Source organism: Allobosea sp. BK604 (assembly GCF_004341515.1).
Lineage (GTDB): Bacteria > Pseudomonadota > Alphaproteobacteria > Rhizobiales > Beijerinckiaceae > Allobosea.
Window position 1 is genome coordinate 129,211 of the sequence record NZ_SLZF01000006.1, and the last position, 24,126, is coordinate 153,336.

At 65.1% G+C, this 24,126-nt stretch carries 30 protein-coding genes; 28 read left to right on the top strand and 2 right to left on the bottom strand.

Going from position 1 to position 24,126, the window contains the following annotated elements; genetic code table 11:
• Positions 1–65: 65 nt before the first annotated feature.
• The 12 genes from EV560_RS36455 (at position 66) to EV560_RS19300 (ending at position 4,985) form a co-directional block, all read left to right on the top strand.
• Positions 66–260 (top strand): hypothetical protein, encoded by a 195-nt coding sequence (locus EV560_RS36455; protein ID WP_248312135.1) that lies wholly within the window; start codon positions 66–68, stop codon positions 258–260.
• Positions 241–363 (top strand): hypothetical protein, encoded by a 123-nt coding sequence (locus tag EV560_RS36720; protein ID WP_282568866.1) that lies wholly within the window; start codon positions 241–243, stop codon positions 361–363. Before EV560_RS36455 ends, EV560_RS36720 begins: the two co-directional genes overlap by 20 nt.
• 2 nt (positions 364–365) lie before the next feature.
• Positions 366–608 (top strand): DUF2312 domain-containing protein, encoded by a 243-nt coding sequence (locus EV560_RS19255; protein WP_131857420.1) that lies wholly within the window; start codon positions 366–368, stop codon positions 606–608.
• Positions 608–1,084, top strand: a complete 477-nt coding sequence (locus EV560_RS19260) for a RuvC family protein (protein WP_131857421.1) — start codon at positions 608–610, stop codon at positions 1,082–1,084. Before EV560_RS19255 ends, EV560_RS19260 begins: the two co-directional genes overlap by 1 nt.
• The gene (locus EV560_RS19265; protein ID WP_131857422.1) at positions 1,084–1,272 is read left to right on the top strand and encodes a hypothetical protein; all 189 of its coding nucleotides are present in this window, start codon (positions 1,084–1,086) and stop codon (positions 1,270–1,272) included. The genes EV560_RS19260 and EV560_RS19265 overlap by 1 nt, the downstream gene beginning before the upstream one ends.
• The gene (locus EV560_RS19270) at positions 1,269–1,565 is read left to right on the top strand and encodes a hypothetical protein (protein ID WP_131857423.1); all 297 of its coding nucleotides are present in this window, start codon (positions 1,269–1,271) and stop codon (positions 1,563–1,565) included. The genes EV560_RS19265 and EV560_RS19270 overlap by 4 nt, the downstream gene beginning before the upstream one ends.
• Complete coding sequence (locus tag EV560_RS19275; RefSeq protein ID WP_131857424.1) at positions 1,566–1,814, top strand: hypothetical protein; 249 nt, start codon at positions 1,566–1,568, stop codon at positions 1,812–1,814.
• Positions 1,815–2,539: 725 nt separating this feature from the next.
• Positions 2,540–3,370, top strand: a complete 831-nt coding sequence (locus tag EV560_RS19280; RefSeq protein ID WP_131857425.1) for a hypothetical protein — start codon at positions 2,540–2,542, stop codon at positions 3,368–3,370.
• Complete coding sequence (locus EV560_RS19285; RefSeq protein ID WP_131857426.1) at positions 3,370–3,726, top strand: hypothetical protein; 357 nt, start codon at positions 3,370–3,372, stop codon at positions 3,724–3,726. Before EV560_RS19280 ends, EV560_RS19285 begins: the two co-directional genes overlap by 1 nt.
• Positions 3,716–4,198 (top strand): helix-turn-helix domain-containing protein, encoded by a 483-nt coding sequence (locus EV560_RS19290; protein WP_131857427.1) that lies wholly within the window; start codon positions 3,716–3,718, stop codon positions 4,196–4,198. Before EV560_RS19285 ends, EV560_RS19290 begins: the two co-directional genes overlap by 11 nt.
• Positions 4,195–4,455: a hypothetical protein gene (locus EV560_RS19295; protein WP_131857428.1), complete on the top strand. Its 261-nt coding sequence runs from the start codon at positions 4,195–4,197 to the stop codon at positions 4,453–4,455. The genes EV560_RS19290 and EV560_RS19295 overlap by 4 nt, the downstream gene beginning before the upstream one ends.
• A gap of 302 nt (positions 4,456–4,757) precedes the next feature.
• A complete protein-coding gene (locus tag EV560_RS19300; protein ID WP_131857429.1) occupies positions 4,758–4,985 on the top strand; it encodes a hypothetical protein in 228 nt (75 codons plus the stop codon).
• Here the strand turns inward: EV560_RS19300 and EV560_RS19305 are convergent.
• Positions 4,930–5,271 carry a hypothetical protein gene (locus tag EV560_RS19305; RefSeq protein ID WP_131857430.1) on the bottom strand — a complete coding sequence of 114 codons (342 nt, stop codon included), beginning with the start codon at positions 5,269–5,271 and terminating at the stop codon, positions 4,930–4,932. The two genes, EV560_RS19300 and EV560_RS19305, sit on opposite strands and share 56 nt — an antisense overlap.
• 336 nt (positions 5,272–5,607) lie before the next feature.
• Here EV560_RS19305 and EV560_RS19310 point away from each other — a divergent pair, with 336 nt between their 5' ends.
• From EV560_RS19310 to EV560_RS36080, 12 genes are all read left to right on the top strand, one after another.
• Positions 5,608–6,099, top strand: a complete 492-nt coding sequence (locus EV560_RS19310; RefSeq protein WP_131857431.1) for a hypothetical protein — start codon at positions 5,608–5,610, stop codon at positions 6,097–6,099.
• A gap of 515 nt (positions 6,100–6,614) precedes the next feature.
• Positions 6,615–6,875: a hypothetical protein gene (locus tag EV560_RS19315; RefSeq protein ID WP_131857432.1), complete on the top strand. Its 261-nt coding sequence runs from the start codon at positions 6,615–6,617 to the stop codon at positions 6,873–6,875.
• 232 nt (positions 6,876–7,107) lie between these two features.
• Positions 7,108–7,284, top strand: a complete 177-nt coding sequence (locus EV560_RS35825; protein WP_165923540.1) for a hypothetical protein — start codon at positions 7,108–7,110, stop codon at positions 7,282–7,284.
• Positions 7,284–9,140: a hypothetical protein gene (locus EV560_RS19320; protein WP_207908069.1), complete on the top strand. Its 1,857-nt coding sequence runs from the start codon at positions 7,284–7,286 to the stop codon at positions 9,138–9,140. Before EV560_RS35825 ends, EV560_RS19320 begins: the two co-directional genes overlap by 1 nt.
• Before the next feature lie 23 nt (positions 9,141–9,163).
• Positions 9,164–9,349: a hypothetical protein gene (locus EV560_RS19325; protein ID WP_165923541.1), complete on the top strand. Its 186-nt coding sequence runs from the start codon at positions 9,164–9,166 to the stop codon at positions 9,347–9,349.
• A 61-nt stretch (positions 9,350–9,410) separates the two neighbouring features.
• Positions 9,411–9,632, top strand: a complete 222-nt coding sequence (locus EV560_RS19330; protein WP_131857434.1) for a hypothetical protein — start codon at positions 9,411–9,413, stop codon at positions 9,630–9,632.
• Positions 9,633–9,635: 3 nt separating this feature from the next.
• Entirely contained in the window at positions 9,636–11,222 is a 1,587-nt protein-coding gene (locus EV560_RS19335; RefSeq protein WP_131857435.1) for a portal protein, read from the top strand.
• A 60-nt stretch (positions 11,223–11,282) separates the two neighbouring features.
• Complete coding sequence (locus EV560_RS19340; protein ID WP_131857436.1) at positions 11,283–12,329, top strand: hypothetical protein; 1,047 nt, start codon at positions 11,283–11,285, stop codon at positions 12,327–12,329.
• Positions 12,330–12,340: 11 nt separating this feature from the next.
• The gene (locus EV560_RS19345; protein WP_131857437.1) at positions 12,341–13,270 is read left to right on the top strand and encodes a major capsid protein; all 930 of its coding nucleotides are present in this window, start codon (positions 12,341–12,343) and stop codon (positions 13,268–13,270) included.
• A 60-nt stretch (positions 13,271–13,330) separates the two neighbouring features.
• Complete coding sequence (locus EV560_RS19350) at positions 13,331–13,774, top strand: hypothetical protein (RefSeq protein ID WP_131857438.1); 444 nt, start codon at positions 13,331–13,333, stop codon at positions 13,772–13,774.
• Positions 13,775–13,806: 32 nt separating this feature from the next.
• Positions 13,807–14,133 (top strand): hypothetical protein, encoded by a 327-nt coding sequence (locus EV560_RS19355; RefSeq protein ID WP_131857439.1) that lies wholly within the window; start codon positions 13,807–13,809, stop codon positions 14,131–14,133.
• 57 nt (positions 14,134–14,190) lie between these two features.
• A complete protein-coding gene (locus EV560_RS36080; RefSeq protein ID WP_207908070.1) occupies positions 14,191–14,967 on the top strand; it encodes a hypothetical protein in 777 nt (258 codons plus the stop codon).
• Here EV560_RS36080 and EV560_RS19365 read toward each other — a convergent pair.
• Positions 14,945–16,900: a DCC1-like thiol-disulfide oxidoreductase family protein gene (locus tag EV560_RS19365; RefSeq protein ID WP_165923542.1), complete on the bottom strand. Its 1,956-nt coding sequence runs from the start codon at positions 16,898–16,900 to the stop codon at positions 14,945–14,947. The two genes, EV560_RS36080 and EV560_RS19365, sit on opposite strands and share 23 nt — an antisense overlap.
• Positions 16,901–17,002: 102 nt before the next feature.
• Between EV560_RS19365 and EV560_RS35830 the strand changes: the two genes are divergently transcribed.
• The 4 genes from EV560_RS35830 to EV560_RS19380 all read left to right on the top strand — a co-directional run bounded on the left by EV560_RS35830 (position 17,003) and on the right by EV560_RS19380 (position 24,069).
• The gene (locus EV560_RS35830) at positions 17,003–17,599 is read left to right on the top strand and encodes a phage connector family protein (RefSeq protein ID WP_165923543.1); all 597 of its coding nucleotides are present in this window, start codon (positions 17,003–17,005) and stop codon (positions 17,597–17,599) included.
• Positions 17,599–19,797, top strand: a complete 2,199-nt coding sequence (locus tag EV560_RS19370) for a phage tail protein (protein WP_131857441.1) — start codon at positions 17,599–17,601, stop codon at positions 19,795–19,797. Before EV560_RS35830 ends, EV560_RS19370 begins: the two co-directional genes overlap by 1 nt.
• 72 nt (positions 19,798–19,869) lie before the next feature.
• The gene (locus tag EV560_RS19375; RefSeq protein WP_131857442.1) at positions 19,870–20,346 is read left to right on the top strand and encodes a hypothetical protein; all 477 of its coding nucleotides are present in this window, start codon (positions 19,870–19,872) and stop codon (positions 20,344–20,346) included.
• Between the two features lie 9 nt (positions 20,347–20,355).
• On the top strand, positions 20,356–24,069 hold the full coding sequence (locus tag EV560_RS19380; protein ID WP_131857443.1) for a transglycosylase SLT domain-containing protein: 3,714 nt from the start codon (positions 20,356–20,358) through the stop codon (positions 24,067–24,069).
• The last annotated feature ends 57 nt before the right edge of the window (positions 24,070–24,126 follow it).

Sequence of the window (24,126 nt, forward strand, 5' to 3'; positions counted from 1 at the left end):
ACTTGGCGTCACGCGCCGGACGGACGACGCGTTCCGCTGAAGGCTGGTTGGCCCAGGAGACTGGCATGTCGGCGGATGCGCTGGCGGAGTTGCTGCGCTCGGATGCTGGCTTCGAGATCCTACAAGCAATCGTCGGCGAGGCGCGCCCGTCATGGTGGCCGGCCTTCGCGGGCGAAGTCAAAGCCGCCGGCATCGAGCGCCGGCTTGAAGCAATCCGAGCTGAGATCGAGGACGCAAAGCGTGGACTGGCTCAGAGATAAAATCGCCGATTTCGCGCTCTGGCGTTCCGAGCGCAACGAGAAAGCCGCCGCGTGGTGGCTCAGCGTGTGGCGGCGCTTCCGCCGCAAATTCCAAGGGATGTGAAAATGGACGATCCGGTTGCGGGCGAGCAGCTCAAGAGCATCGTCGAGCGCATCGAGCGGCTCGAGGAGGAGAAGAAGACGATCGCCGACGACATCGGCGAGGTCTACGCCGAAGCCAAGGGCAGCGGCTACGACGTCAAGGTGCTGCGCAAGGTCATCGCCATGCGCAAGCGCGATCTCGACGAGCGGAAGGAAGAGGAAGCCATCCTCGACCTGTACCTGCAGGCGGTCGGGGAGACGGCGTAATGCCGGCGGCCCGGTTCATAGCCGCGATTGATCCCGGCTTGACCGGCGCCGTCGCCTTTCTCGATCCGCAGGCGCTTGAGCGCGTCTCCGTGTTCGATATGCCGGTGGTCGGCAGCGAGGTGGATATCGCCTCGCTTGCCCGCCTCCTGCGCGAGCATGGCCCCGCGTTCGCGCTCGTCGAGCTCGTCGGCCCCATGCCGCGGGATGGCTCCATCCAGGCGTTCAAGTTCGGCGCGGCCTATGCCAGCGCGAAGGCTACGGTGAGTCTGACGGGCATCTGCCTGCATCTGGCGACGCCGGCGGTCTGGAAGAAGCATTTCAAGATCCAAGGCGGCCCCGATGGCAAAGAGCAGGCTCGCGGGCTCGCCCTGCGCCTGTTCCCGGCGTCGGCGGCTTCGTTCGCCCGCAAGAAGGATCACGGCCGGGCTGAGGCTGCGCTGCTCGCGCGCTTCGCCCTTGAGACGGGGCTGATGTGATGGCCAAGGCGCCCGCAGCCCATCCCCTGACCGATCTGCGCGTCACGCTCCCTGACGGGCGCACCGGCCGCGTCTGCAAGGTCTATCCCGCGATCACCACAGCGCCCGAGCGCGCCATGGTCGATGTCGATGGCCACAAGGGCGCGCTGCCCTTGGTTCCGGTCAAGGATCTGAGGGTTGCGTCATGAACTCGAGCCACATCACAGAAGAACAGCGTGACGAGATCGTCGAGCGCTATGTCGCGAAAGAGCCGCTGAAGGCCATCGCGGCCGACTTCGGCGTCTATGAGCAATTCGTTTCGCGCTTGGCTCTGCAGCGTGGCGCAAGGCCGCGCGATGTCCGCGCCGCTCGAGCGCGCGAGCTCACGCTGAAGCTCTGGCCCGCCGTGCATGACCGGCTGATTGCCTTCGCGAAGGAAGGCAACACCAGCCCCGAGGTCGTCGCCCGCGAGGCGATCGCCGCTTACCTCGGGGAGGGTTGAATGCTCGTCGTGACCGATCACGCTCTGCTGCGCCTCATCGAACGCGGACACGGTGTCGACGTCGAACAGATGCGCAATTCGCTCGTCGATCGCCTGCAGCGCGCATCCGGCGCGGCTGAACGCATCGGCCCGACGCAATACGTCATCGCCCTTGACGGCCTGCGCTACCAGGTTCGCGACGGCCATGTCGTGACCGTGCTTACCGACGAAATGGCCAGCCACCAGCGCAAGAACGGAATCGCCCGATGACCGGTGTGATCGCCGCAGCGCTCGGGCTGACCGCGATCTGCGGCGCCATGATGCTTGCCGCTTGGCGGTGGTGCTCATGAGCGGGCTGTCCGACATCGTGATGCGCATGATGGATGCCGGCTGCGATCGGCAGCTCATCGCCGACATGCTCGACTATGTCGACCAGCGCATTGCCGGCGCGCAGGCGGCTGAGGTTGTCCCTTCGAAAGGGGCTGAGCGGACTAGGCGGTGGCGTGAGAAGCAGAAAGCGTCACAGAACGTCACATGTGACGTTACCAGTGACGTCACGGGTGACGTTTCGGCTGAAACACTTCCTTCCCCCGATGTCCCCCCTTTTCCTTCCCCCAAACCCCCTTCGCATAACCCCCCCTTACCCCCCATCCAACACGACACTGCCGCGGGCGAGTTCGCGCTGACCGGCGAAATCCTGCCCCCATCGCCAAGCCCAACCACAGCCAAGGCCAGAGCGTCGCCGTCTCGGGGAACGAGGCTGCCGGCCGATTGGCGGCCTGAGCCTAACGAGATCGAATTTGGCCGAAGCGTGGGATTGACCGATGACCAAATCGAGAGAACAGCAGACGAGTTTCGAGACTATTGGGTCGGCGTCCCGGGCAATCGTGGCGTCAAGCTCGACTGGGCAGCTACCTTCCGCAATCGGATACGGCAAACCGCTGATCGCCTCCGCCGCGCTGGCGGCAATGCGGCCAGCGGACACGGATCGCCGGGTGGCGGTCGCCTTGGAGCGTATCAGCGGGCGGCAGCCCGTTATTCGTAGGCGGAACCTCTTTCCGGATGACGGCCCGTCCTATTCGGTGCCGGAAAGCTGCTCGTGGGTCTGTCCCGACGACAAGCGCCTGGAAGCGCTCACGATCGTCGACGGCTCGCTGCGCAGCGCGCCAGAGGGCGAGATCGTCAAGGCGCTGTACGAGCTGCGCACGCTGACCAGAGGCCGCGTCAACCGCGACCAGAGCGAAGACGAGGCTGAGGCCATCATCTGGACCGAGAAGCTGCGCGCCTATCCGGCCGATATCGTGCTCGAGACGCTTCGCAACTGGCCGAACCGCTCTGACGGCCAGTGGTGGCCGACCTGGCACGATGTGCAGAAGATCGTCGAGGCGGAGACGAGCGCGCGCCGCATGCTGGCCGAGCACATCCGGTCCGGCGCCTGCCTGCCGAAGCCAAAGGTCGACGAAGAGGTCGAGCGCGACGACAGCCCCGAGGGCATTGCCCGGCGCGAGGCATTCGTCGCCAAGGTGCGCGAGCGCTTCGGCATCAAATCGCACAAGGGCGAGTCCGTCGTCGATCGGGAAGCGCTCACCGACACGAAACGCGCCGAGCTCGACGCTGTGGTGACTAGGCAGGCCGAGAGGATTGCCGCCGAGGGCCTGCCGCAGCTTTCGGCCGAAGCTCTCGGAGCTCTCACGCCGATGATGAGCCGGGCAGAATACGAGGACTACATGTCCGAGCGCAGGGCCAAGCCGGACATGGATCGGCCACGCAACGACATGGACGAGCGCTTCGACGCGCCGGCCGATGAGCGGGTGGAGGAGCGGTGATGAACACATGGGCCGCACCGGGCGTGCGCTGCGTCTGCATCCGCGAGGGTTGGGATGACTTCGTGCAGTTCGGAGACTCGGTAATCCCCGTCCGCGTTCCGATGCACAACGAGGTGCTGACGATCCGCGATATGAAGATCGGGGCCGACGCTGATAGCATCTGCGGCGACGACGATGCGCTCTATCTCGGGTTCTGGGAAATCGATCTTGTGCAGGCAGATGGGAGTTTGAAGGCGTGCATTCGATGGGATGCCGCGTTCTTCAGGCCGCTCGACGAGCCGAAGACCGACATTGCCGTCTTCACGCAACTGCTGGAGCCCGCCAAGCGTGAACTGGTGCCAGCCGATGACCGCTGAGCCCGTCACCTTCACGACGTACGAGGCCCTGATCGCTATCATGCGCGAAAGGCGCATAGAGCTCGGTCTCTCCCAGCTCGCAGTAGATGAGATCGCAGGCCTCGCTTCAGGCTATCAAGGCAAGATAGAGGCGAGCTTGACCAACCCGACAGCGAGGAATGCGCGGTCAATCGGGCGCGAAAGCCAGCCGCTCTTGCTGCGTGCCCTAAAGGGGAAACTGGCATTCATCCCGGATGATCTTGCAGCTTGCAAGACGGGGTATTTGCCCAGCGATGACAATAGGTTGATCGCGGAATACCAAAAAAAACGGCGCGATAAGATGGCAAAAGCGGCCCGCTCAAAGTGGGCAAAGATGAGCCCGAAGCAGCGCGCGGCCCACATCAGGAAGATGAACCTCGCGCGTGCCGCCAAGCACCGCAAGGAGAAGGCCGCGACGAAGCGGACGAGGCAGGCAGTGGAGGTGGTGACGTGAGCGAAGACGACGACATCCTGGAGATCAACAGCGCCGACATGGGTGACGATAGCATTCATGGGTCGTTTTACGGCGGCGCTATCTGTCTCACGATTGAATCCCCATGGGCCGGCTGTAGCGCCTCGGGCTTTGGCCGGAGCCTTTCGATCAACCTCTCGGCTGAACAAGCGCTCCAGTTTGCCGGGTGGCTGTCCGCAAAGGCCAACGCCGTTTCCGCCTGTGCGGTGCCGGTCGAGCCCAATCCGGCCAAGCTCTGACCGCTCGCCCCTCCTTGGGCGTTTCCTCCCTTGACTTGCCCGGCCTCGTGCCGGGCTTTTCTTTTGCCGCGCTGCTGTGGCATGGTCTGCTCAATGCGAGAATTGCCGGATGCGCCGGCACGTCGACTCGGTAACCCGCACCCACCAGGGAGAGAGGGCCGAGCGAAGGTCACGGGGGATGCCGCGATTGGGCGGCGCTGACGCAATCAGCGGGGTTCAACTCCCTCATCCCCGGCAAGAGGCGGTCGCTACCCGTCCTCGCAGTTTGACGAGCGCCGCGACCGCGCGCATTATCCGCGGCCATGCGCGCAATCGTCGCCATCGTTGTCTGTCTCGGCGTCGTCGCCCTCATCGCGATGGGCGTGAATCGCTATGCGGACGATTACGCGCGCGAGCAACGGCTCATCCAGGAGCGCGACGACCTCGCCGCCGAGAGCCTGCGCTCATTTCGTGAGTTCGAGCGCATGAAGCGCGTCATTCCAGCGTATCGGCCGGACACGAAGCCTCTGCCTGGGCAGCGGGACGCTTAGCCCACTCGCGGTTCGCATGGTCTGCCTGACGCTGCAGCGTGGCCTTTGACGGGCCGGTGTGTGGCCCAGCCTCGGGCGTGGCCTCGTCTCGAATGCCCAGCCCATCAGCCAGGCGCTGCGCCCGCTCTCGCAATTCGATCCAGCGCCGGTGCTCAGCAGCAGCAGGATCTATGCCCGCCTGAGCGCACCATCGCGACACCGTCATCTTCGACACCTCGGCGACGAACGCAGCGCCCGTCACGCTCAGCTGCCCGGCCTTGATCTGCCTCAGCACATAGCGCCGCATCAGCTCGTTCCGTTCATCGCGACGTCTCGACATTGCGTTACATCTGTAACAGTGCGTTTTCGTGTCAAGCACCGCACATTGGCGTCCCGTCACCACCCCCATACGCCCATCAAGGCGCACCAACGACGATAGCCCAAGCCAGCTAACCACCTGACACGCAACAGCTTTCGGCCGTAGCGTGTCCGCGCCGCGCGCGCGTGCGAGGGGCGCAATCAGCCTTGTGCGGTGCCGCCAATCACCACCTGATCCATCTTCCTCGCGCCCACAGCCTCGCCCGCACGCGTTCTTCTTCTCGATAAGCGCGAAGCGCGCCAGCGAGCATAGCGAGCGCAGAGAATGGAACCCACTCAGGCGAAGGCTGACCAGAGCAGGACGATCCTCAGGCTGCCTCGCGTACAGCAGTTCATCGAGCTCATCGTTGCTGGCGAGAAGTTCGACGATGCCGCCAAGACCGCCGGCCTGCGCCTCAAGCGCGCTCGCATGATCATGTCCGATCCAGCTATCCGAAGGCACTACTTCAGGCAGATGGAGGTGGTTTCGGAGAGCGAACGAGCCCGCAACATTCGGCTGCGCCGGACGCTCCGCGATCGAGGTATGGAGGCTGACGCGCCTGCGGCGCTCGCGAAGGTCGCGCTTGAGGCTGCGAGGCAGCTCGACGGTGACGACAGGCAGGCCAGCATCACCATCAACGGCAGCAACAACGTCATCGCGGGCTATGTGGTGAGGCTTCCACCGCCTGGTGAGGGCCCTCGTGCGATCACAAATCGCAGTGCTGAGAGCGATAAGCCCTTGATAAACCACGAGGATGTTACCGATGTTGAAGGGTAACACGCTCGGATCGGGCTCATACCGCAGTGCACAAGGCCGCGCGAGCGAGAGCGCGTTCCGAGGGCCACCCCCTCATTTCCGCGAGCGCATGCACGAGGCCCGGGGGAGGGAAAATCGGGGCGCCATGGTCCACGTCCTCCTCCACGCACGCAATTTCCCCCTGAAACATGCGGGGTCTGTCCAGATTTTTGGGCTGTCGAATATTCGGGAGGTTTGGCGATGAAGGTTCGTCTCGACGGCTGGAAGGCTTCGGTCTTCATCGCGGCATTCATCTGGACGCTGTTGAGCGGGGCGTTTTTCAACGTCGGGCTCGCGCTTGGCTGGGTCCGGTTCTTCTGATTTTCCGGTGCAGAACGATCGGGGGCTGTGATGGACGAGCGCATTACGGGCGATGATGCCCGGATCTTCCAGTACGTGTTTCGCCCGCCGGGTCGGCGTTGGAAGCCGGTTGCGCAGATGCGCGATTGGCGCGGCCGCCTGTGGGTTCTGCACCCAACCAAGGGATGGCGCCGGGGATGACAGCGCGCCGCTACATCCACGCAGGCCGCGAGGTCGAGGCGATGCGGTTCGTCGGGAACGGGCCGGATATCGCGCGCTGGTACGGGCTCGGGTCGCTGGCGATGGGTTCGGGGCTGGCCGGTCGGCTGATGCTGGGCGTGGATGTGGTGGAGGCCGGCGATTGGGTGGTGCGAGACGTGAACGGTCGGTTCTCGGTGTGGGACCAGGTGACGTTCGCGCATCGGTTCCGGGAGGTGCGGAATGCCAACGTCAACTGAGATGATCCGGCGCAAGCGCGAGGCGGATGCGTGGGAAGAGCGGATGCAGCGGATTCGGGCGGCAGAGGCGGCGAAGAGGGAATGGCCAGCGCCGTTCGTGCCGCCGGTTGAGCCGGAGAGCGAGAAGAAGAACGTGGGGGCGGATCGTGGGTAACGGGTCGAGCTGGCCGTCGAACGTGATCGCGTTCCCGCGGCCGAAGCCGCCCGCGCCGGCGCCTGGTGGGGATGCGGCGTGTTCGTGACGCTCAAATGCTCGGCCGATCTGGCGGCCTGGCTTGGCGCTGAGCCCTATCAACCTGGGCTCGGGGTGCCGTCGGGCTCAATTTTCCTGTTCTGCGAGGACGACGGATCGACATGGTACTGGCCGCTTGATCCGCTGCTCGTCGGCTATATCGAGGTTTCCGGCTGATGCTCGAGGAACAGGCCGCCGAAGACGAAGCCCTGCCGCTTCCGCCGACGATCGAGCGTGACGAGCACGGGCGAGTAGCCTATGAGCCGGACGGCGTGACGCTCGGCGATTTCATGCGCTCCGACGCGCGGGTGCGGATCATCCGCGGCCCGATCCGCTCGGGCACTTCGTCGATGTGCTGCATGGAAATCTGGCGGCGGGCCTGCGAGCAGGCGCCTGGGCCGGACGGGGCGCGGCGCACGCGCTGGGCGGTGGTGCGCAACACCTATCCCGATTTGCAGCAGTCGACGGTCAAGACCTGGCTGGCGTGGTTTCCGGAAAATCAGTTCGGCCGGTTCATCTGGTCGAAGCCTATGGTGCACACGATGCGCAAGGGCGATGTCCATTGCGAGGTCGTGTTCATCGCGCTCGACAAGCCCGAGGACGTTTCGAAGCTGCGTTCGACGGAATGGACGGGCATCTGGTTCAACGAACTGGAGTACATCCCGAAGGAGCTTTTCGACGAGGCCGAGTCGCGCGCAGGCTATTATCCGGCGGTCAAGGACGGCGGCCCGACGTGGTCCGGCATATTCGGCGACATGAACGCGCCCTCGGAGGACAATTGGGTCGTCATGATGACCGGCGAGGTGCCGCTGCCTGACGACATGTCGGAAGATGATCGTCGGCAGTATCAGTGGCCGAAAGGCTGGGATTATTTCGTGCAGCCGACCGGGCTGCTTGAGGTGTTCGGGCCGGACGGCAAGACGGTCGACAGCTACAAGCTGAACCCGAAGGCGGAAAACCTGCGCTGGATCCCGCGCATCAACGGTAAGGCGCTCTATCTCGAAACGATCAAGGGCAAGACGAAGCGCTGGATCGACTCGCGCATCATGAACCGGATCACGGCGCCGATTAACGGCACGCCCGTGTTCCCGATGTTCGTCGAGGAGACCCACGTCGCGAAGGTGCCGCTGCGGTATAACCCGAACTGGCCGCTGCATGTCGGGCTCGACTTCGGCCGGCGCCCGGCGGCGGTCTTCGGTCAGCTCATCAACGATCGGTGGCAGATCATCGGCGAGCTCTACGGCACCGATCAGGGCGCGACGGTGTTCGCGCCGCGCGTCGGCCGGTGGATCATCGAAAACTGCCCTGGCCTGCTGGATGGCGGCGACATGCGCGATTTCGAGTCGGCGATACGGCTTGGCCGGCTGAAGCTGCACGGCGATCCGAAGGGCGCCGACAAGGTCCAGTCCGACGAGTCGACGGCCTATGACGTGTTCCGCGACCACGGGCTGCGCGTCGTGCCGGCGCCGGTTCCGTCGAACAGCATCAAGACGCGCCTCGACGCGGTCGAGTTCGTGCTGAACGGGATGCGAGACGGCATGCCGCGGTTCCTCATGTCGCCCAACGCGCGACGCCTGAAGATGGCGATGGCCGGCGGCTACCACTTCAAGAAGGGCGATTTCCAGAAGGTCGAGCCGAACAAGGACGCGAACGGCTATTCGGACGTCGCCGACGCGCTGCAGTACCTGATGCTCGGCGGCGGCGAAGGCGGGGCGATGACCGGCCGGTCCCGGCCGGGCGCGACGTCGACCGCTCCGGTTCAGGTCTACAAGGGACGCCGCTCGCTGCGGCGCGTGCGAGCATGGCAGAGGGCAACACCGATCGCATCGGCGTCGAGCCGGAAATGTGGTTCCTGGTATTCGAGACGAAGGCGCGGCAGCGCTGGCTCGACTGGATCGCGATGGGCCGGTTCAAGCATGTGTCGGCGATCGGCTGGCTGCCGGATCAGCGGTGCTGGATCCACTACAACGTCAACCTCGGGCGCACGCATGTATCGGTCATGCCGGACTGCCCCGGCGCGCAGCAGTGTATAGCGGAGCTGCGCCGCGACGCGATCATGGTCGTCATGCCGCCGGCGGGCGAGCGCTCGCCCTGGTTCCGGCTGGGCTTCTGGTGCGTGCCGGCCATGTCGCACCTCGTCGGGCTGACGAGCACGGTGCTGCGGCCCGATGCGCTCTATGCGGCCTGCATGAAGGCGGGCGGCTCCATCTGCGAATGGGATGACGAGCCGCTCGGCGTTTGATGTGCGGTGCGGCCGCTCGCCTGCGGTGGCCAGAGTGCGCGGTATCCGAGGAGATATCTGCATGGGCATGTCACAGAGCGGCACTTCGCAGCGCCGGCAGGCGATGGCGACGCAGATCGAACAGCAGGCCGAGCTCGACAAGCAGAAATCCCTCGCGGATGCACAGCAGGCCTCGGCCATGCAGGATGGACTCGCCCGGGACACGAACCGGCTTCTGCGCGTCTTCGGCGCCAAGTCGATGCTGGCCGGCGGCGGTGTCCGCATGCCCGTCGCGGTGCGCTGATCGATGGCCGGCGAGAAAACCAAGCTCGAGAAGGAAGCTGCGCAGCGCCTGGCGGACTGCCGCCGCCAGAAGTCGCTTGTCGATACCGACCTGCGCGAGGGCTACTTCTTCACCGCGCCGCAGCGCTGCCGCGATGTGACGTCGACGACGAGCCCGACCGATCGCGGGCGCGAGACGGATATGTCGGAGCTGCAAATCTCGCTCGGCATGCAGCTCGCGCAGGACTTCGCCACCGAGATGCTGAACACCTTCACGCCGGAGGTGATCGAGTGGGCGCAGCAGAAGGCCGGCATCGACATCGAAGACGAAGAGCAGCGCGGGGCTCTGGAAACTCAGATCGCCGAGCAGACGACCGTCATCATGGAGGCCATGAAGGCGTCGAACCTGTATGCGGCGCTGTCGCTGGCCTACATGCCGGACCTGGCGCTCGGCACGGTCGGGCTCTGGATCGACGATCTCCGGCCGTCCGAGCCGATCGTCAATCAGGCGGTGCCGCTGCGGGAGATCGAGGTCAACATCGGCCCATATGGCGAGATCGACGATCGGTTCATCGTGCGCCACACGCGATATCGGCATCTGCCGGCGCTCCTGCGCGGGGTCGACCTGCCCGCCGATATCGAGAAGAAGATCAAGGACAAGCCCGGCGAGCGGTGCATCCTGTCGTGGGGCTGGTGGCGCCTGTGGGACAAGGACTCGGACGTCTATTGGCAGGCCGTGATCCGCGTCGGCGAGAAGGTCGTCGCGGATGCAGAGCTGCGCGGTGAAGGCTCCTGCCCGCTCATCGTCGGCCGGTTCAACCCGGATACGATCTTCTCGTTCGGCCAGGGCCCGGCCCTGCAGGCTCTTCCCGATCTGCGCCGGCTCGACGAAACCGAGGCGCTTAAGATCGAGAACGCCGATTTCCAGATCCATCCGCCGTTCATCTATGCCGACGACGGCGTGATGAATTTCGAGACCGGCATCGAGCCCGGCATGGGCTACAAGGCCCGGCCCTGGCAGCACGTGCCGGTCGAGAAGCTGTCGTTCGAGGGGAACGTGTCGTTCGCCGAGTTCGAGACGCAGCGGATCGAACAGGGCATCCGCAAGCTGTTCTTCGCCGATTACCCCGAGCAGATCGGCAAGACGCCGCCGACCGCCGAGCAATGGCTCGACGAGATGCAGCGTGCAAAGCGCCGCATCGGCACGCCCGGCAAGATCTTCTTCAAGGAAGTGCCGGCCGAGATTTTCAAGCGCTTCAAGTTCCTGCTCGCCGCCCGCGGCGTGATCGAGGACATCAAGGTCGACGGCAAGACCGTGGCGCTCACGCCCTACGATCCGACCGAGCAGGCGCAGGAGTTTCAGGAGGTGCAGATCGCTCTGCGCGTCCTCGAGGCGGCGCGCAACTACTTCCCGGAGACGATGCAGGTCGAGATCGACGGCTCGGCGACCGTGGGCAACATCAAGAAGAAGCTGCGCGACAAGATCGTGGTCCAGCGTGATCCTGAGCAGCTCAAGCAGGCGATCCAGCAGTTCGGCCCGCTGCTCGCCGGCGGTGGCGGTGATGCTGGTGGCGGTCCGGCCGGGCCTGCGCCGGGAGTTCCGACCGCATGACGATCGACGAGGAAATGGTCAAGGCGTGGGAGCGCGTGCTCTCGGATCGCGCCGTTCCGGGTGACGGCGCGCGCGTCCTTTTATGGCTCCGGCGCAAGCAGTTGGAGCTCACACCGGAGGGCTATCCGGCCTGTGCGGTGCACGACCACGAGGGGCAACGCAGGTTGGCGTCAACGATTTTGGGCTTCGCGCCGGGAACCGAAGATGCTGATCAAGAACGCCGTGACGCAACCGCAGACCTCGCCCTTCGGCGAGCCGGCCGAGACGCCCCTGCACAGCCGCGCGTCCGCGGCGCTGCCCGGCGTGTCCCCGAGCGGTAGCATCGCGCGCATCGCGGCCGGTCTCGGGCCGCGCATCTGCTTCGCCCCCGATCCGCCGCCGGCTGCGCCTCCCGCGCCACCGGCCGGTGACCCGCCTGCTCCCCCGGCCGCGCCGCCTGCGGGCGATCCGCCGGCGGCGGCTCAGCGGCCCGATTGGCTCGGCGAGCAGTTTTGGGACGCCGAGAAGGGCGAGGTCAAGGGCGCCGATCTCAAAGCCGCTTTCGACGACCTGACCGCCTTCAAGGCGGGCGAGGAATCGAAGCGCGCCGCCGTCCCCGAGAAGGCGGACGGTTACGAGCTGAAACTGCCGGCCGATCTCAAGTTCGCCGATGGCGAGAGCTTCGAGCTCGACAAGGACGATCCGATGTTCGGCTTCGGCCGGGAGGTCGCTCACAAGCTCGGCCTGGATCAGGCCGGCTTCGAGGGCCTCGTCGGCATGTATGCGCAGCAGAAGATCGCCGAGGCCAAGGAAATTCAGGCGGCGCAGCAGCGCCACTTTGAAGCGATGGGCCCGAAGGCTGCCGAGCGGCAGAACGCCGTCAAGACGTTCCTCGCCGCCAAGCTCGGCGCCGACGCTCCGGTCATCTTCGACACTGTGCTGATGCTGAAGCCGGGCGTCGAAGCGATGGAAAAGCTGATGCGCGTCGCCAGCGGCGGAAACATGCCGAGCTTCACGCAGGGCGGTCGCGATGGCGGCAAGGCCAGCCCATCCGAAGAAGAATACGCGGCGATGTCGCCCGCGGAACGACTGGTTGCCGCGCGCAAAAGCGCGTCCGGCGGGCGATAGGGGGTTAATCCATGAAGACGCTTGTTGAATACGCCAAGGGCCTGGGCACGGACTCGCCGGAGCGCCCCCTCATCGAGATGTTCGCCACGTCCTCGGACGTGATGTCGGCCATTCCGTTCGACGGGCTCACCGGCGCGGTCTATGAAGGCTTCCGCCAGGCGGCGCTTCCCACGGTCGGCTTCCGCGGCATCAATGAGCCGTCGACCAGCGGAACCGGCGTTCTGTCGCCCTTCCAGGAGTCGAGCTACATCGTCGACCACGATCTCGACGTGGATCGCGCGATCGTCGATCGCTACGGCGAGACGCGCCGCGCCCGCGAAGAGACCATGGCCATGGCGGCTGCCGGCCGGCTCTGGATCGACACGTTCCTGAAGGGCGACAACACGAGCAACCCGCGCGTGTTCGATGGCCTTCAGCGCCGCTCGCGCCTGTTCAGCCGGACCATCGTGAACAACGCGGCCTCCGGCGGCGGCCCGCTCTCGCTGCTGAAGCTGGACCAGGCCATCGCGAACACGAATTCGCCGACGCACATCATCGCCGACTTCGCGACGATGCCGCTCTTCATTCAGGCCGCCCGCACGCAGTCGCTCACCGGCTTCGTGCTGCAGACCTGGGACGAGATCGGCAAGCCGAAGATGTCCTACGCTGGCCTCCCCATCCTGTGGGGCTACCAGAAGGATGACCACTCGGCGATGCTGCCGTTCAACGAGGTCGCTTCCGGTGGCGGCTCGCCCGTCACCACGTCGATCTACGTCGTCTCGTTCCGCGACGGCGGCCTCAAGGGCATCCAGCTTCGCCCGATGGCCTTCAAGGACATGGGCCTCCTCGAGAACGGCATCACCTATCGGACTCACTTGTCCTGGGATGTCGGCCTCGTCGACGAGCACAAGTACAGCCTGACCCGGCTGTCCTCGATCACGAACGCGACGATCGTCGCGTAACGAACACGGCTGGGCGCTTCGGCGCCCGGCCCCTGCAACGGCAACCAGAGGAGAGCGGCAATGGGCGCTCGTGGTTATACTTTCGACGCGCTGCTCCAGCTCAAGGATGCTGGCGCGATCACCTCGTCTGCTGCCGCTCAGGTCGGCGGACAGGCCAAGATCCTGGATATGGGCGCCGGCCGCTTCGACGGCACGGTCGTCGTCAACGTGAGCGCGATCGACATCGTCTCGAATGATGAGGAATACAACATCATCATTCAGGGCTCGAACTCGTCGAGCTTCGCCTCCGGCATCGAGAACCTCGCCATGCTCAACCTGGGCGCGACCGAGGTGCGCGACGGCGGCGCGCAGGACTCGGTGCCCGGCCAGTACGAGATCGGTGTGACGAACGAGCAGGCCGATACGGTCTATCGCTACATCCGCGCCTATACGTTCATCGCCGGCAGCAGCACCACGCCGTCGATCAACTATACCGCCTTCCTGTCCAACGACGCCGGCCGCTAACGCGGTCGGCCACGCATTGAGGAGCCGCGGCGATGGCCAAGGTCAAGATTTACGAGAAGACGGACAAGGGCGGCAAGATCGTCGAGCACGATCTCGAAACCGTCGACGCCAAAGAGGCGATGCTGAACGATCCGAAGCGCTACTCCTATGACGATCCCCGCGCGAAGAAGGCGGATCGCGACCCGAACGCCGGGCCGGGCCAGCCGCGCTACAAGGTCGAGCACATCGGCGGCGGCAAATACAACGTCATCGACACGGCGAACGACACCATCGTGGATGGTGGCTTCGACAAGGAAGCGGCGGAAGCCAAGGCGACCGAGCTCGGCAGCGGGCACGCGACGACTTCCCCGAATACCTGACGGTTCGGCGGGGGCTGACAGAGGGTCGGGCGAAAGCCCGGCCCTTTTGCATGTGCGGTGCGCAAAGGCTCTCGGCAACTGACTGTGCTGCGAAATGGAGCGCACAGCATGGCCAAGCTGATATTGAACTATGACCGGCCTGGCGATGACGACGCCGGCAAAACCGAGTCGTTCGATACGCTGATCCGCAAGGTGGATCAGATGTTCGAGGAGCTCTATACGCTCGTCGGCGGCAAGCAGGCCTCGGATGCGACGCTCACCGCGCTTGCGGCTCTCACGACCGCGGCGAACAAGCTCATCTACGCGACCGGGGTCGACACCTTCACCACGACGGACCTGTCCGCGTTCATTCGGGGCCTGCTCGATGACGCCGATGCGGCGACCGCGCTCGCGACGCTCGGGGCGTTCCCGAATACGGGCGTGGTCGACGGCAGCGTGGCGGCGACGGGCAAGGTCGGCGAGATCCTCACCGCCTCGGCGACAAGCGTCTCCCTCACCTCGCCAACGCCGAAGACGATCACTTCGCTCGCCCTGACCGCTGGTTGCTGGGATGTCGAGTGGCTGACCTATTTCGCACCCAATGCTGCGACGACGGTCTCGGTCATCGAGGCATGTCTGTCGGACACCGACAACACGCTGAACACGACGCTCGGCGAGTTTGTCGCCTCGTCCTATCCGACCAGCTTCGTAATGGGCGCGAACGGAACCGTGCTGCAGGGCCGGCGCCGCCTGAACCTGTCGGCGGGCGCCACGAAGTATCTCGTTGCCATGTCAACTTTCGCCACCAACACCATGTCGGCAAACGGCATCATCACCGCGAAGCGCGTTCGGTGAACTTGGGCTGCGGATAGTCGACCTGCGTCAACTCGGGGTTCGATACGGGCGTGTAGGTGACGCAGGTGGTTTTCATCTCCATCGGGGCGTACCTGTATGACAGGAAGTCATCGTGAGATGGGTGATCAGCCGCCTGGAAAGTGCTCTGGACCTTCCAGCCCCTAACCGGATCCTGATCCGATGTAGTGCTTACCACAGCAGACGCTATGGTTTTGCCCCACTGGGTCGAGCAATAAAGCGTCCCTTCCTTGATCGCTCTCAGATCTTCGGTGAGCCTGCCGCCCAACCACTCGCTATAGGGCATCCGATATTGCGTGACCTGGTTCTTCTCATCGAGGAAGAAGGTGGTCGTGAGTTTGCGGTAGAGTCGCAGATCGTGCTCGTTGAACACGTCGATATGGCCCATCCCGAAGGCGAGTGGCGCCCGTCCGAAGTATGAGGTCGCCGCGGCCGCAGGGCCAGGGAAGGCGGTCTCGACGATCGGCAGTCTCACTGCATAGGCGCCGAACAAGACGAGGAAGCAAACGCCGAACGCCGTGAAGATGATGTGCGAGTTTGAGCCCTGAGGCGGTTCCCACGCGACACGCGCGCGATGGCTGCCCAACTGGCATACCCCGAATAGGCGAGTGCGGCGATCCGCGATGAACCGGTAGAGGGCCGGCCCAATCAGCAGGACGCGACCGAGGGCCAGCAGCGGCCAGAACGGGACGGCCAGGAGCACGATCGCCGATATCCGCTGATAGAGCCGATATCCGTCGTAGCGCTGGCCAGCCGGCGAGATGCCGACGAGGTCCGTCAGAGCCTCTTGTTGGGAGACGCCATAGCTCTTGGCCAAGGCGACATTCTGCGAGAGCGGGCGAAACTCGAGCCGGTGAAACAGGTCGATCCGCGCCAGCGTCCGCACGGTGCGATCGCAGAGATTGCATTTGTCGTCGAAGAAGATCATCAGGCTGTGCCGGCCGGGATCGTCGATCCATGAGCGGGACCAGAATACGATCGCAAATAGAACGTATTCGTAGATGCCGAGCGTTTTGATGGCCAAGACGTGCGCCGAAAATACGAAAAATATCATTCCCCAACAGATAGCGATAATGCGTGTAAAGCGCGATGCAAGCACTAGCGGCACGAGAGCAAACTGCCACACGAGCATTCCGTAAGTCGTAAACTTAGAGAGCATCACATATAGGAATGGAGACTGATAATATAACGCATCAGCCCATTGATAATACTTTGGGTTGATCATCGGAAAAAGAAGGATCGTGCCGGTGGTGAGGCCGTCGAGCCAGGTCTGCGAGGATAGGTGCTTGGCTGCGGAATAGATGTTGATCGACCAGAACGCAGCCAGCGCCATGAACCTTGCAAGCTGAATCCGGTCGACGGTCGGGGCGCCCCATGCGGCGTAGATGGCTCGAATAATCCGGCTGCGCTTAAACAGCATTGCGTCAACCGACACGGTATAACCTGCCGGTGAGAGCGCCATCGGTATGGTGCACATCGCTATTGCGAGTGAGCCGATTGAAATGTTCAGGGTGTAATTGACGACGATTATGTTGATCAACAACAGCAGCGCAACTGAAGACAGTGGCGTCAGAAATCCGATGGCCATGAACAGGCTAAGGGCCGCAGTTATTCCGAACCACATGGAGTTGGAAACGCTGCCAGCGGCCATTGCCGCTGAAAACTCGCTGCCGTAGTGCCAGAGAGCCAGGCACCCGATCACGACGCGGAGCAGATCGAGGCGGTGCACCTCGGCTGAGAGGCCGGTTTGATCAGAGAAAAGGCCGGACCGGCGAAGGCCGCGGGCCAACCCGCCTGCCGCTTTTTCGAGGTATCCACCGAGCCCGAAGCGGCTCAAGAGGGCGGCAATGGCCAGCAGGACGAGTACGGCTGCGATCTCGTGCAGCGGCGATCCATCGGAGTAGGGGTAAACCAAGGGGCGTTCCTCAAAAGAGAGCGCCTCACTTAATCCGATTTTGCCGCCTTTGGAACTGCGCTGTGCGGTGCATGACAGCGCGCCGCGGGCGACGGTCCCGGCATGGACCGGCTGACGATCATCAACGATGCGCTTCGAAACACCGGCAACAACACGGTGAATTTCGAATACGACGGGTCGACCGAATGGGAGAATGCGGACCCGGCCTATCGCCGCGCGATCAGCTTCCTCATCGCAAGCCATCCCTGGAATTTCGCGAACACCTCGGCGCCCCTGGCCGGGCTCCTGCCCTCGTCGCCGCATTTGGTGCTCGATAAGGCCTATCAGCTCCCGAATGACTGCATGCTGGTCGAGGCGGCCTGGCTCAACGGCCACCCGCTCGGCGAGTATGAGATCATGGATCAAAAGCTGTGCTGCCGGTACGATTCCGGGGTGACGGTCAAGTATGTCCGCGCGCCGGAGCCGGGCCAGTGGCCGCCGCTCTTCGTCGAGCTCGCGACCATGCAGGTCGAGGCCTATCTGCTGCGGGGCCTGAACGAAGACACCGACAACGCGCGCAAGCGTGACGCCGACGTGAGGAACCTGCTCGATGAGGTCCGATCGGCGCAGGATCGGCAGGAGCCACCGCGCGCTCTGTTCCGGTCGCGCACCGCCCATCGTAGGCGTGGCCGCGGCTCGCGCACCATTTGGGCGCCCTGATGGACGCGCAGCTCATTGCTCAGCGGGATTTCTCGGCCGGTCAGCTCGACGATACCGCGCTGCGGGCCGACGATACCGACATCATGAAGGCCGGACTGCGCACGGCGCGCAATGTCCGCATCCTGGCCAGCCGCAGCGTTCGCCGTCGGCCCGGGCGGCGCGTCCTCTTTCAGACCTCGGGCATCGGCGAGACGATCCGCCCGGCCGCCGGCGTCGAATGGTTCATGGACATCGAAGCCGGCTCGATGACCTTCCGCAGCAAGAACCTTGCGAGCGTCGTGCAGTTCGGCAGCATGCCCTGGACGCAGGAGATGTTGCCGGAACTGCGCTGGGTCGAGAGCAACGGCACCGTCATCGTCGCGCACAACGGCATGCGGCCGCAGACCTTCACCTATGACCGGCTGACGGGCGGCTGGAGCAATTCGCCGTTCGCGTTCTCGCTGGATCCGAGCGGCGCGGTGCGCCAGCCGTACTATAATTTCTTCCTGGGCTCGGGCGTCACCATGACGCCGAGTGCTCGCAGCGGCACGATGACGATCAACTTCTCGGCGCCTGTGCTGAATGCCTCGCATGTCGGCAGCGTGTTCCGCTATGCCGGCCGGCAGATGGTGATCGACGCCGTTATCGGCCCATCGGTCGGCACGGCCACCGTGATCGAGGAACTGCCGCCCGTCTACTCGATCGGCGTCGACAACGTGAACGGCCTGCAGGTCGGCGACGTGGTCGAAGGCGTCACCAGCGGCGCAAAGGGCCAGGTCTCGGCGATCGTCGGCCTCGATGTGGTGGTGCTCGTCGACAAGAACTGGAGCGGCTTCGAGGTCGACGAGGCCGTGGCGGGCCCGCGCTCGCGGATGAAGGTCGCAACGAACACGCTCGTGGGAACGGTCGCGTCCACGCAGTGGGACGAAGCGTTGATGTCGGATTTCCGCGGCTGGCCGGGCTGCGTTTCGAAGGACGTGCAGCGCATCATCTTCTGCCGGCTGCTTCAGGCAGGCTCGGCCGTGTGCTGGTCGTCGACCGGGACGCTGAACGATTTCCTCGTCGGCGCCGAGAAGGAAGATGCGATCTTCGAATTCGTGTCGGAAAACTGCCTCGTGCTCGACGTGCAGGGCGGCGCCGACGAATTCGTTTTCACGGACAAGGGCGTGTTCTATGTGCCCGTCTCGACGTCGAACCCGCTGATCCCCGGCTCGATCGATTTCAAGCTGATCTCGGACGATCCGGCCTCAGGTATCAAAGCGGTTCCCACGACCGAAGGCCTGGTGTTCATCAACGCGTCGCGCTCGCGCGTCTTCGCGATCATCGGCACCGGCCAGGTTGCCCGGCCCTATGTCGTCGAAGACCTGTCCGAGTACCATTCGAAGCTGATCCGGCAGCCGTTCGCCATCGCCACCAGCGCGGCCGATGCGTCGGCGCCGGAGCGCTACGTCTTCGCGTCGAACGCTGACGGCACGCTGGCGGTCGGCCGCTACCAGAAGGGCACGAATACGCGCGGCTGGATCGGCTGGGTTCCGTGGGACGGGCTGGGCGCGATCAAATGGATCTCGGCCGGCACAGACGCCGTGATCGTGACCGCCGAATATGTGACGGACGTCGGGGTGCTGCGCTTCGTCGAGCGCTTCGAGGATGATCTGCTCCTCGACGGCTCCATGGCGCTGGCCGGCGTGACCGGAACCGACGTGCTTGAGGTCTCGCCGGGCGTGGCGCTCGAGGTCTCGATCGGCAACCCGCTTGAGATCGGCGACGTCTACACGTTCAATTGGGCCGCCGGCACCACGCTCAGCGTCGAGCGCAACGGCTGGTTCCGGGGCAACTACACGGTCCAGGCCGATGGCTCCCTGTCGGGCGTGATTCCGGTCAACAACACGGTCGGCATGAACGGCGGCTTCAATTTCACCGTCGAGGTCGAGCCGTTCGTCCCGCATATCGAGGGCGGGCGCTCGGTGAAACAGCGCATTCGCCGCCGGCGCATCAAGCAGCTTGCGGCGACGGTCCAGCGCTCGCAGGCGGTCGAGGTCGCCGGCTATCTCGTGCCGTTCTGGCGCGCCGGCGAGAACGAGGAAGAAGCCCCGCCCCTGCGCGATGACACCTATCGCACGCGGCAGACGGGCCGCTCGTTTGATCCGCGCTGGTCCGTCAAGCAGGAACTGCCCGGCGCGCTCACCATCCTGGAACTGGACACCGAAGTCACCTTCTAGCCCCGATGTGCGGTGCATGGGCGTTCGCCCACGCGCACGGTCGCGCGAGACGAATTCCGCGCGAGGATCGAAATGGGCGTTGCAATCCCTATCGCCATGCTGGCCATGAGCGCCGCCGGCAAGGGCATGCAGATGGCCGCCAGCAACGCTGAGGGCATCCAGAAGAAAACTGCGTCTCAGATCGAGTCGATGAAGCTCAAGATGGCGGCCGAGGCCGGCCGGGTCCGCGCTCAGCAGGTCGACGCGCAATATCGCGATGAGCTGAACGAGACGATGCAGACGATCGGCGCGATCCGGTCCGCGCAGAATGTCGGCTTCGACTCCCCGACCTCGTTCGCACTCTACGACAAGGCCGAGACCATCAACGACCGTGCGCGCGTCGTGGCGGCGTCGAATGAGCGGCTGAAGGCTCTCGGGCTGGAAGGCGATGCGGCGCAGACCCTGGCCGCCGGCCGGATGGCGCGCACGACCGCGGCGCTCAAGATGATCCCGACCGGGCTTAGCCTGGGCCAGGAACTCGCCACCGGCATTCCCAAGCTGTTCGAATAGGGCTCGCGCATGGTTGACGTTCTCGACGCCTCCGGCGCACGCAAGCCCAAGCCGGGCCTCGCGGCTATCCCAACGTCCACGATCAGCGCGGCGCAGCAGGCGGCTCCGTACACGGAGTTGGCGCGCGCGGTTGGCGCGGTTGGCGAGGCGCTGACCGAAGCCACTGCGCCGTATCAGGCGGCGCAGGGTGCAAAGGCTGTCACGCGCGACGCGGACGGCAATATTCAGGTCCAGTGGCGCGGCGAGTTCACGAGCGGCGATCGGCTATACAATGCCGCCGCTCGGCAGGCCGGGCTTGCAATGGGCAAGACCGAGACTGAGCAGGGCTTGCTCGAGCTCCGCAATCAGTACGATGGGCGCCCCGCCGAGTTCCAGAAGGCGGCCAAGGATTACATCGCCAACGTCGGCAAGAATGGCGACCCGCTGCTGCGGCCGTTCCTGCGGAACGAAGCCGAGCGTTCGGCGGGCCAGTATTTCGAGGGCCTGATCTCGGCCAAGCACGACCTGGACCTGAAGAATGCGTTCTCCTCGCTGGTCGACCGCCGCAAGCTCGTCGCCGACAACCTGGAAGCGCTGGCGGCGCAGGGCGGCGTCGGCACGGAGGAATATCAGCGGGCGCAGGCGGAATGGAAGGACATCGGCCAGCAGCTCGCGGCGAACGGCAAGTTCCCGTACACGGCCGACAAGGACGCCTTCGACACGCAGCGGCTGGAAAGCCGGCTGACCGGCGAGAGCGCTGCGGCGATGACGCGCCGTTTGCTGACCGAGCAAGGCGTCGAGCCTGCGCGCAAGTTCGTGCAGGACTTCTTCAACGACGAGAAGCTCGGCATGGATGCGCGCGAGCGGCGCACCTATCGAAACCTGGCCGAGTCCGTGATCAACGAGCGCTCGAAGGAACTCGCCACCGCCCGCCGCGAGGTGACGGCGGAAGGCAAGGATTTGCTCACCGGCATCAAGAACGGCGTCGCGATCGATGACGCCTCTTTCGACGACTTCCTGCAGCGTGCCTCAGCCGCCGGCGCGGCGCCGACCGTGCGCGCGCTCGTCTCGGCCCGGGCGGCAAAAGAGCAGTGGAAGATGTTCGAGAGCCTGCCGACGACGGAGCGCGCCAACTTCGCCCGGCAGGCGATCACCGGCGGCCCCGGCGGCCCTGGCATGTCGCGGCTCGTCGGCGCGGTGATGCAGCAGGAGTCGACTTTCGATCCGAACGCGGAATCGCACAAGGGCGCATCCGGCCTCATGCAGGTCATGCCCGGCACGGCGCGCGAGGTGGCGACTGGCCTCGGTATCCGCGCGCTCGACGGGAAGTCTGACGACGAGGTCAAAGCGATCCTGAAGAGCGACACCGATCTGAACGTGCAGCTTGGCACGGCCTACCTGTCGCAGAACCTGCGGAAATTCGGGGGCGACGTGCCGGCGGCGCTCGTCGCGTACAACGCTGGCCCGGGCGTGGCGCAGGAGTGGATCGCCTCGGGCAAGAATGACGCCGTCCTGCCGATCGAGACGCGCAACTACAAAGAGAAGATCCTCGCCAACCTGAACATGGGCGCGCCGCCGTCCGGCCCGGTGCTCTTCAACGGTCGGCAGTTGTCCGGCTCGACGAGCGCCGAACAGGTCGGCTCAATGTATATCGGGATGAACGAGCGCGACCCGGCCGGCCGCAAAGCGCTCTCGTCCTTCATCGAGAAATACGCCGGCAGCAAGATCGACCCCGCGACGGTGCCGTGGTGCGCGGCCTTCGTGAACGCCGTCATGGGCGCGTCGGGGCGCAAGGGCACCGGCTCGCTGCGGGCGCTCGACTTCCTGAATTACGGGACGCCGACCGATGCGCCCGGCGCCGGCGACATCGTCGTGTTCAATTGGGGCGACGGCTCGGGCCATGCCGGCATCGTGCAGGGCTTCGAAGAGAAGGATGGCAAGCGCTATATCCGCGTGCTCGGCGGCAACCAAGGCGGCACGGACGACGCGGGCAACCGGGTCAAGGGCTCGGTCTCGTCGTCCCTGTTCAAACTGGACGACGTCGCCGGCTACAGGAAGCCGCCACCGCCCGGCGGCGGGCCCGAATTCGCGCAACCGCGCCGCTTCAACACGGCCGATGGCGGGCGGGCGTTCCTCTATCCCGACGCCTCGATGATCGACGACTATCGCAAGGCCATGGGGCAGGACGCGCGCCGCCTCGCGCCGTCGATCGCCGATGGCTTCAAGAAGGGGCTTCCCCCGAGCGAGCAGGAGTTCACGGCCTTCATCGACATGGTCACGCTGTCCGGCGACCAGAAGCTGCGCACGGAGACGATGAGCCTCGTCAAGTCGCTGGAAGCGTCGAAGCAGTTTGAGGGGCTGCCGAAGCCGGTTCGCGACGCGGCCATGCAGCGCCTGGCGCAGGAGCTTTCGGGCGGCTCGTCCGAGATCCAGCGCGCCATGCTCGACAACCTGACCGAGTCCTTCGACGCGCGCGACAAGGCGCTTGCCGATGATCCGATGTCGGCCGGGCCACGCTATGGCATGGTCGCCAAGCAGGCGCCGCTCGACTGGAACAACCTTGATGCGGCGCTGCCGGCCCGCGCGAAGGCCTCGAACGAATTGCGCTCGGCGACGGGCTCGGTCGACCCGGTTCTGCCGCTGACGAAGGCCGAGGTCGGGCAACTTGCACAGCAGTTCTCGCAGGGCGACGGCGCGACCGCGTCCAAGCTCCTGGGCGGGCTCGTGCAGCTTCCTCCCGATCAGTTCGGCGCGATCATGAGCCAAGCCCCGGTCAAGGACGCGCTGATCGGCATGTCGCGCTCGGGCGATCCGCAGAAGATGACGGCGGCCTTCTCCGCGCTCGACGCTGAGCACAAGCGCGACCCGGCGGCGTTCACGAAGGCGTTCGGCGCCAGCGTCGAGAATAAGCTCGAGCTCTGGAACGCCAAGATGGCCTATATGCCGGCCGAGACCCTGGCGAAGGAAATGCTGCGCTCGGATGATCCATCGACGCAGAAGGCCCGCGAGGCGATGCGCGCGGAGGGCGTGAAGAAGGTCGAGAAGGTCACGGCGAGCGACATCGCCGGCTATTTCGACGAGTCGGTCATGCCCTTCACAGCGCCGTCCGCCCCGGCCCAGCCCCTGCAGGCGGGAGAGCTGAAGGTCGATTTCGAGCGCGAATTCTCCGAGGTCTATGCCGAGATCGGCGACGAAGGAAAGGCGCGGCAGATCGCCGTCGACCGTCTCAAGAAGGTGTGGGCGCCGTCGATCGCCAACGGCGGCCGGCTGATGAAGTTCGCGCCGGAGAAGTCGGCGGCCTATCCGCCGATCGGCGGCTCGCATGACTGGATCGCGAAGCAACTGGACAACGACGTTCGGACGACTCTCTACGGCATGGGGGCTCTCATTCCCGACATTACCGGTCGCGACGCCAGCCAGAACATCGCTTCGCCGGAGGCGACGGCCATGCTCGGAGCGCCGCGCATGATCGTTCCGGATGCACGCACCGAGGCCGAGTTCAACGCTGGCAAGCCGCCCTCCTATCCAATCGTCGTCATGGCGCCTAACGGCATGTACGTCGCGCTACAGAATGCGCAGGGACAGCAGGCGCGGTTCACAGCCAACCCGGATATCGCCTTGACCGCCGGCCGCGACGCGGCGCTCGCGACCTTCGGAGGCATGGAAGAGGCTCGCGCATCGCAAGAGCGATACGAGGCCGATATCCGACGCCGCGCGGAACAACGCCGCACGAGGTCGCGCTGATGCCGATCACCTTCGACGATGAACCTCAGGCTGCTCTTCGCACCCCAACGACAGCGC

Excerpts from the sequence above, each read along its gene's own strand:
- EV560_RS36455 (WP_248312135.1), top strand. The coding sequence starts at position 66 with ATGTCGGCGGATGCGCTGGCGGAGTTGCTGCGCTCGGATGCTGGCTTC.
- EV560_RS19255 (WP_131857420.1), top strand. The coding sequence starts at position 366 with ATGGACGATCCGGTTGCGGGCGAGCAGCTCAAGAGCATCGTCGAGCGC.
- EV560_RS19260 (WP_131857421.1), top strand. The coding sequence starts at position 608 with ATGCCGGCGGCCCGGTTCATAGCCGCGATTGATCCCGGCTTGACCGGC.
- EV560_RS19265 (WP_131857422.1), top strand. The coding sequence starts at position 1,084 with ATGGCCAAGGCGCCCGCAGCCCATCCCCTGACCGATCTGCGCGTCACG.
- EV560_RS19270 (WP_131857423.1), top strand. The coding sequence starts at position 1,269 with ATGAACTCGAGCCACATCACAGAAGAACAGCGTGACGAGATCGTCGAG.
- EV560_RS19275 (WP_131857424.1), top strand. The coding sequence starts at position 1,566 with ATGCTCGTCGTGACCGATCACGCTCTGCTGCGCCTCATCGAACGCGGA.
- EV560_RS19285 (WP_131857426.1), top strand. The coding sequence starts at position 3,370 with ATGAACACATGGGCCGCACCGGGCGTGCGCTGCGTCTGCATCCGCGAG.
- EV560_RS19290 (WP_131857427.1), top strand. The coding sequence starts at position 3,716 with ATGACCGCTGAGCCCGTCACCTTCACGACGTACGAGGCCCTGATCGCT.
- EV560_RS19300 (WP_131857429.1), top strand. The coding sequence starts at position 4,758 with ATGCGCGCAATCGTCGCCATCGTTGTCTGTCTCGGCGTCGTCGCCCTC.
- EV560_RS19305 (WP_131857430.1), bottom strand. The coding sequence starts at position 5,271 with ATGCGGCGCTATGTGCTGAGGCAGATCAAGGCCGGGCAGCTGAGCGTG.
- EV560_RS19310 (WP_131857431.1), top strand. The coding sequence starts at position 5,608 with ATGGAACCCACTCAGGCGAAGGCTGACCAGAGCAGGACGATCCTCAGG.
- EV560_RS19315 (WP_131857432.1), top strand. The coding sequence starts at position 6,615 with ATGACAGCGCGCCGCTACATCCACGCAGGCCGCGAGGTCGAGGCGATG.
- EV560_RS19320 (WP_207908069.1), top strand. The coding sequence starts at position 7,284 with ATGCTCGAGGAACAGGCCGCCGAAGACGAAGCCCTGCCGCTTCCGCCG.
- EV560_RS19325 (WP_165923541.1), top strand. The coding sequence starts at position 9,164 with ATGGTCGTCATGCCGCCGGCGGGCGAGCGCTCGCCCTGGTTCCGGCTG.
- EV560_RS19330 (WP_131857434.1), top strand. The coding sequence starts at position 9,411 with ATGGGCATGTCACAGAGCGGCACTTCGCAGCGCCGGCAGGCGATGGCG.
- EV560_RS19335 (WP_131857435.1), top strand. The coding sequence starts at position 9,636 with ATGGCCGGCGAGAAAACCAAGCTCGAGAAGGAAGCTGCGCAGCGCCTG.
- EV560_RS19345 (WP_131857437.1), top strand. The coding sequence starts at position 12,341 with ATGAAGACGCTTGTTGAATACGCCAAGGGCCTGGGCACGGACTCGCCG.
- EV560_RS19350 (WP_131857438.1), top strand. The coding sequence starts at position 13,331 with ATGGGCGCTCGTGGTTATACTTTCGACGCGCTGCTCCAGCTCAAGGAT.
- EV560_RS19355 (WP_131857439.1), top strand. The coding sequence starts at position 13,807 with ATGGCCAAGGTCAAGATTTACGAGAAGACGGACAAGGGCGGCAAGATC.
- EV560_RS35830 (WP_165923543.1), top strand. The coding sequence starts at position 17,003 with ATGGACCGGCTGACGATCATCAACGATGCGCTTCGAAACACCGGCAAC.
- EV560_RS19370 (WP_131857441.1), top strand. The coding sequence starts at position 17,599 with ATGGACGCGCAGCTCATTGCTCAGCGGGATTTCTCGGCCGGTCAGCTC.
- EV560_RS19375 (WP_131857442.1), top strand. The coding sequence starts at position 19,870 with ATGGGCGTTGCAATCCCTATCGCCATGCTGGCCATGAGCGCCGCCGGC.
- EV560_RS19380 (WP_131857443.1), top strand. The coding sequence starts at position 20,356 with ATGGTTGACGTTCTCGACGCCTCCGGCGCACGCAAGCCCAAGCCGGGC.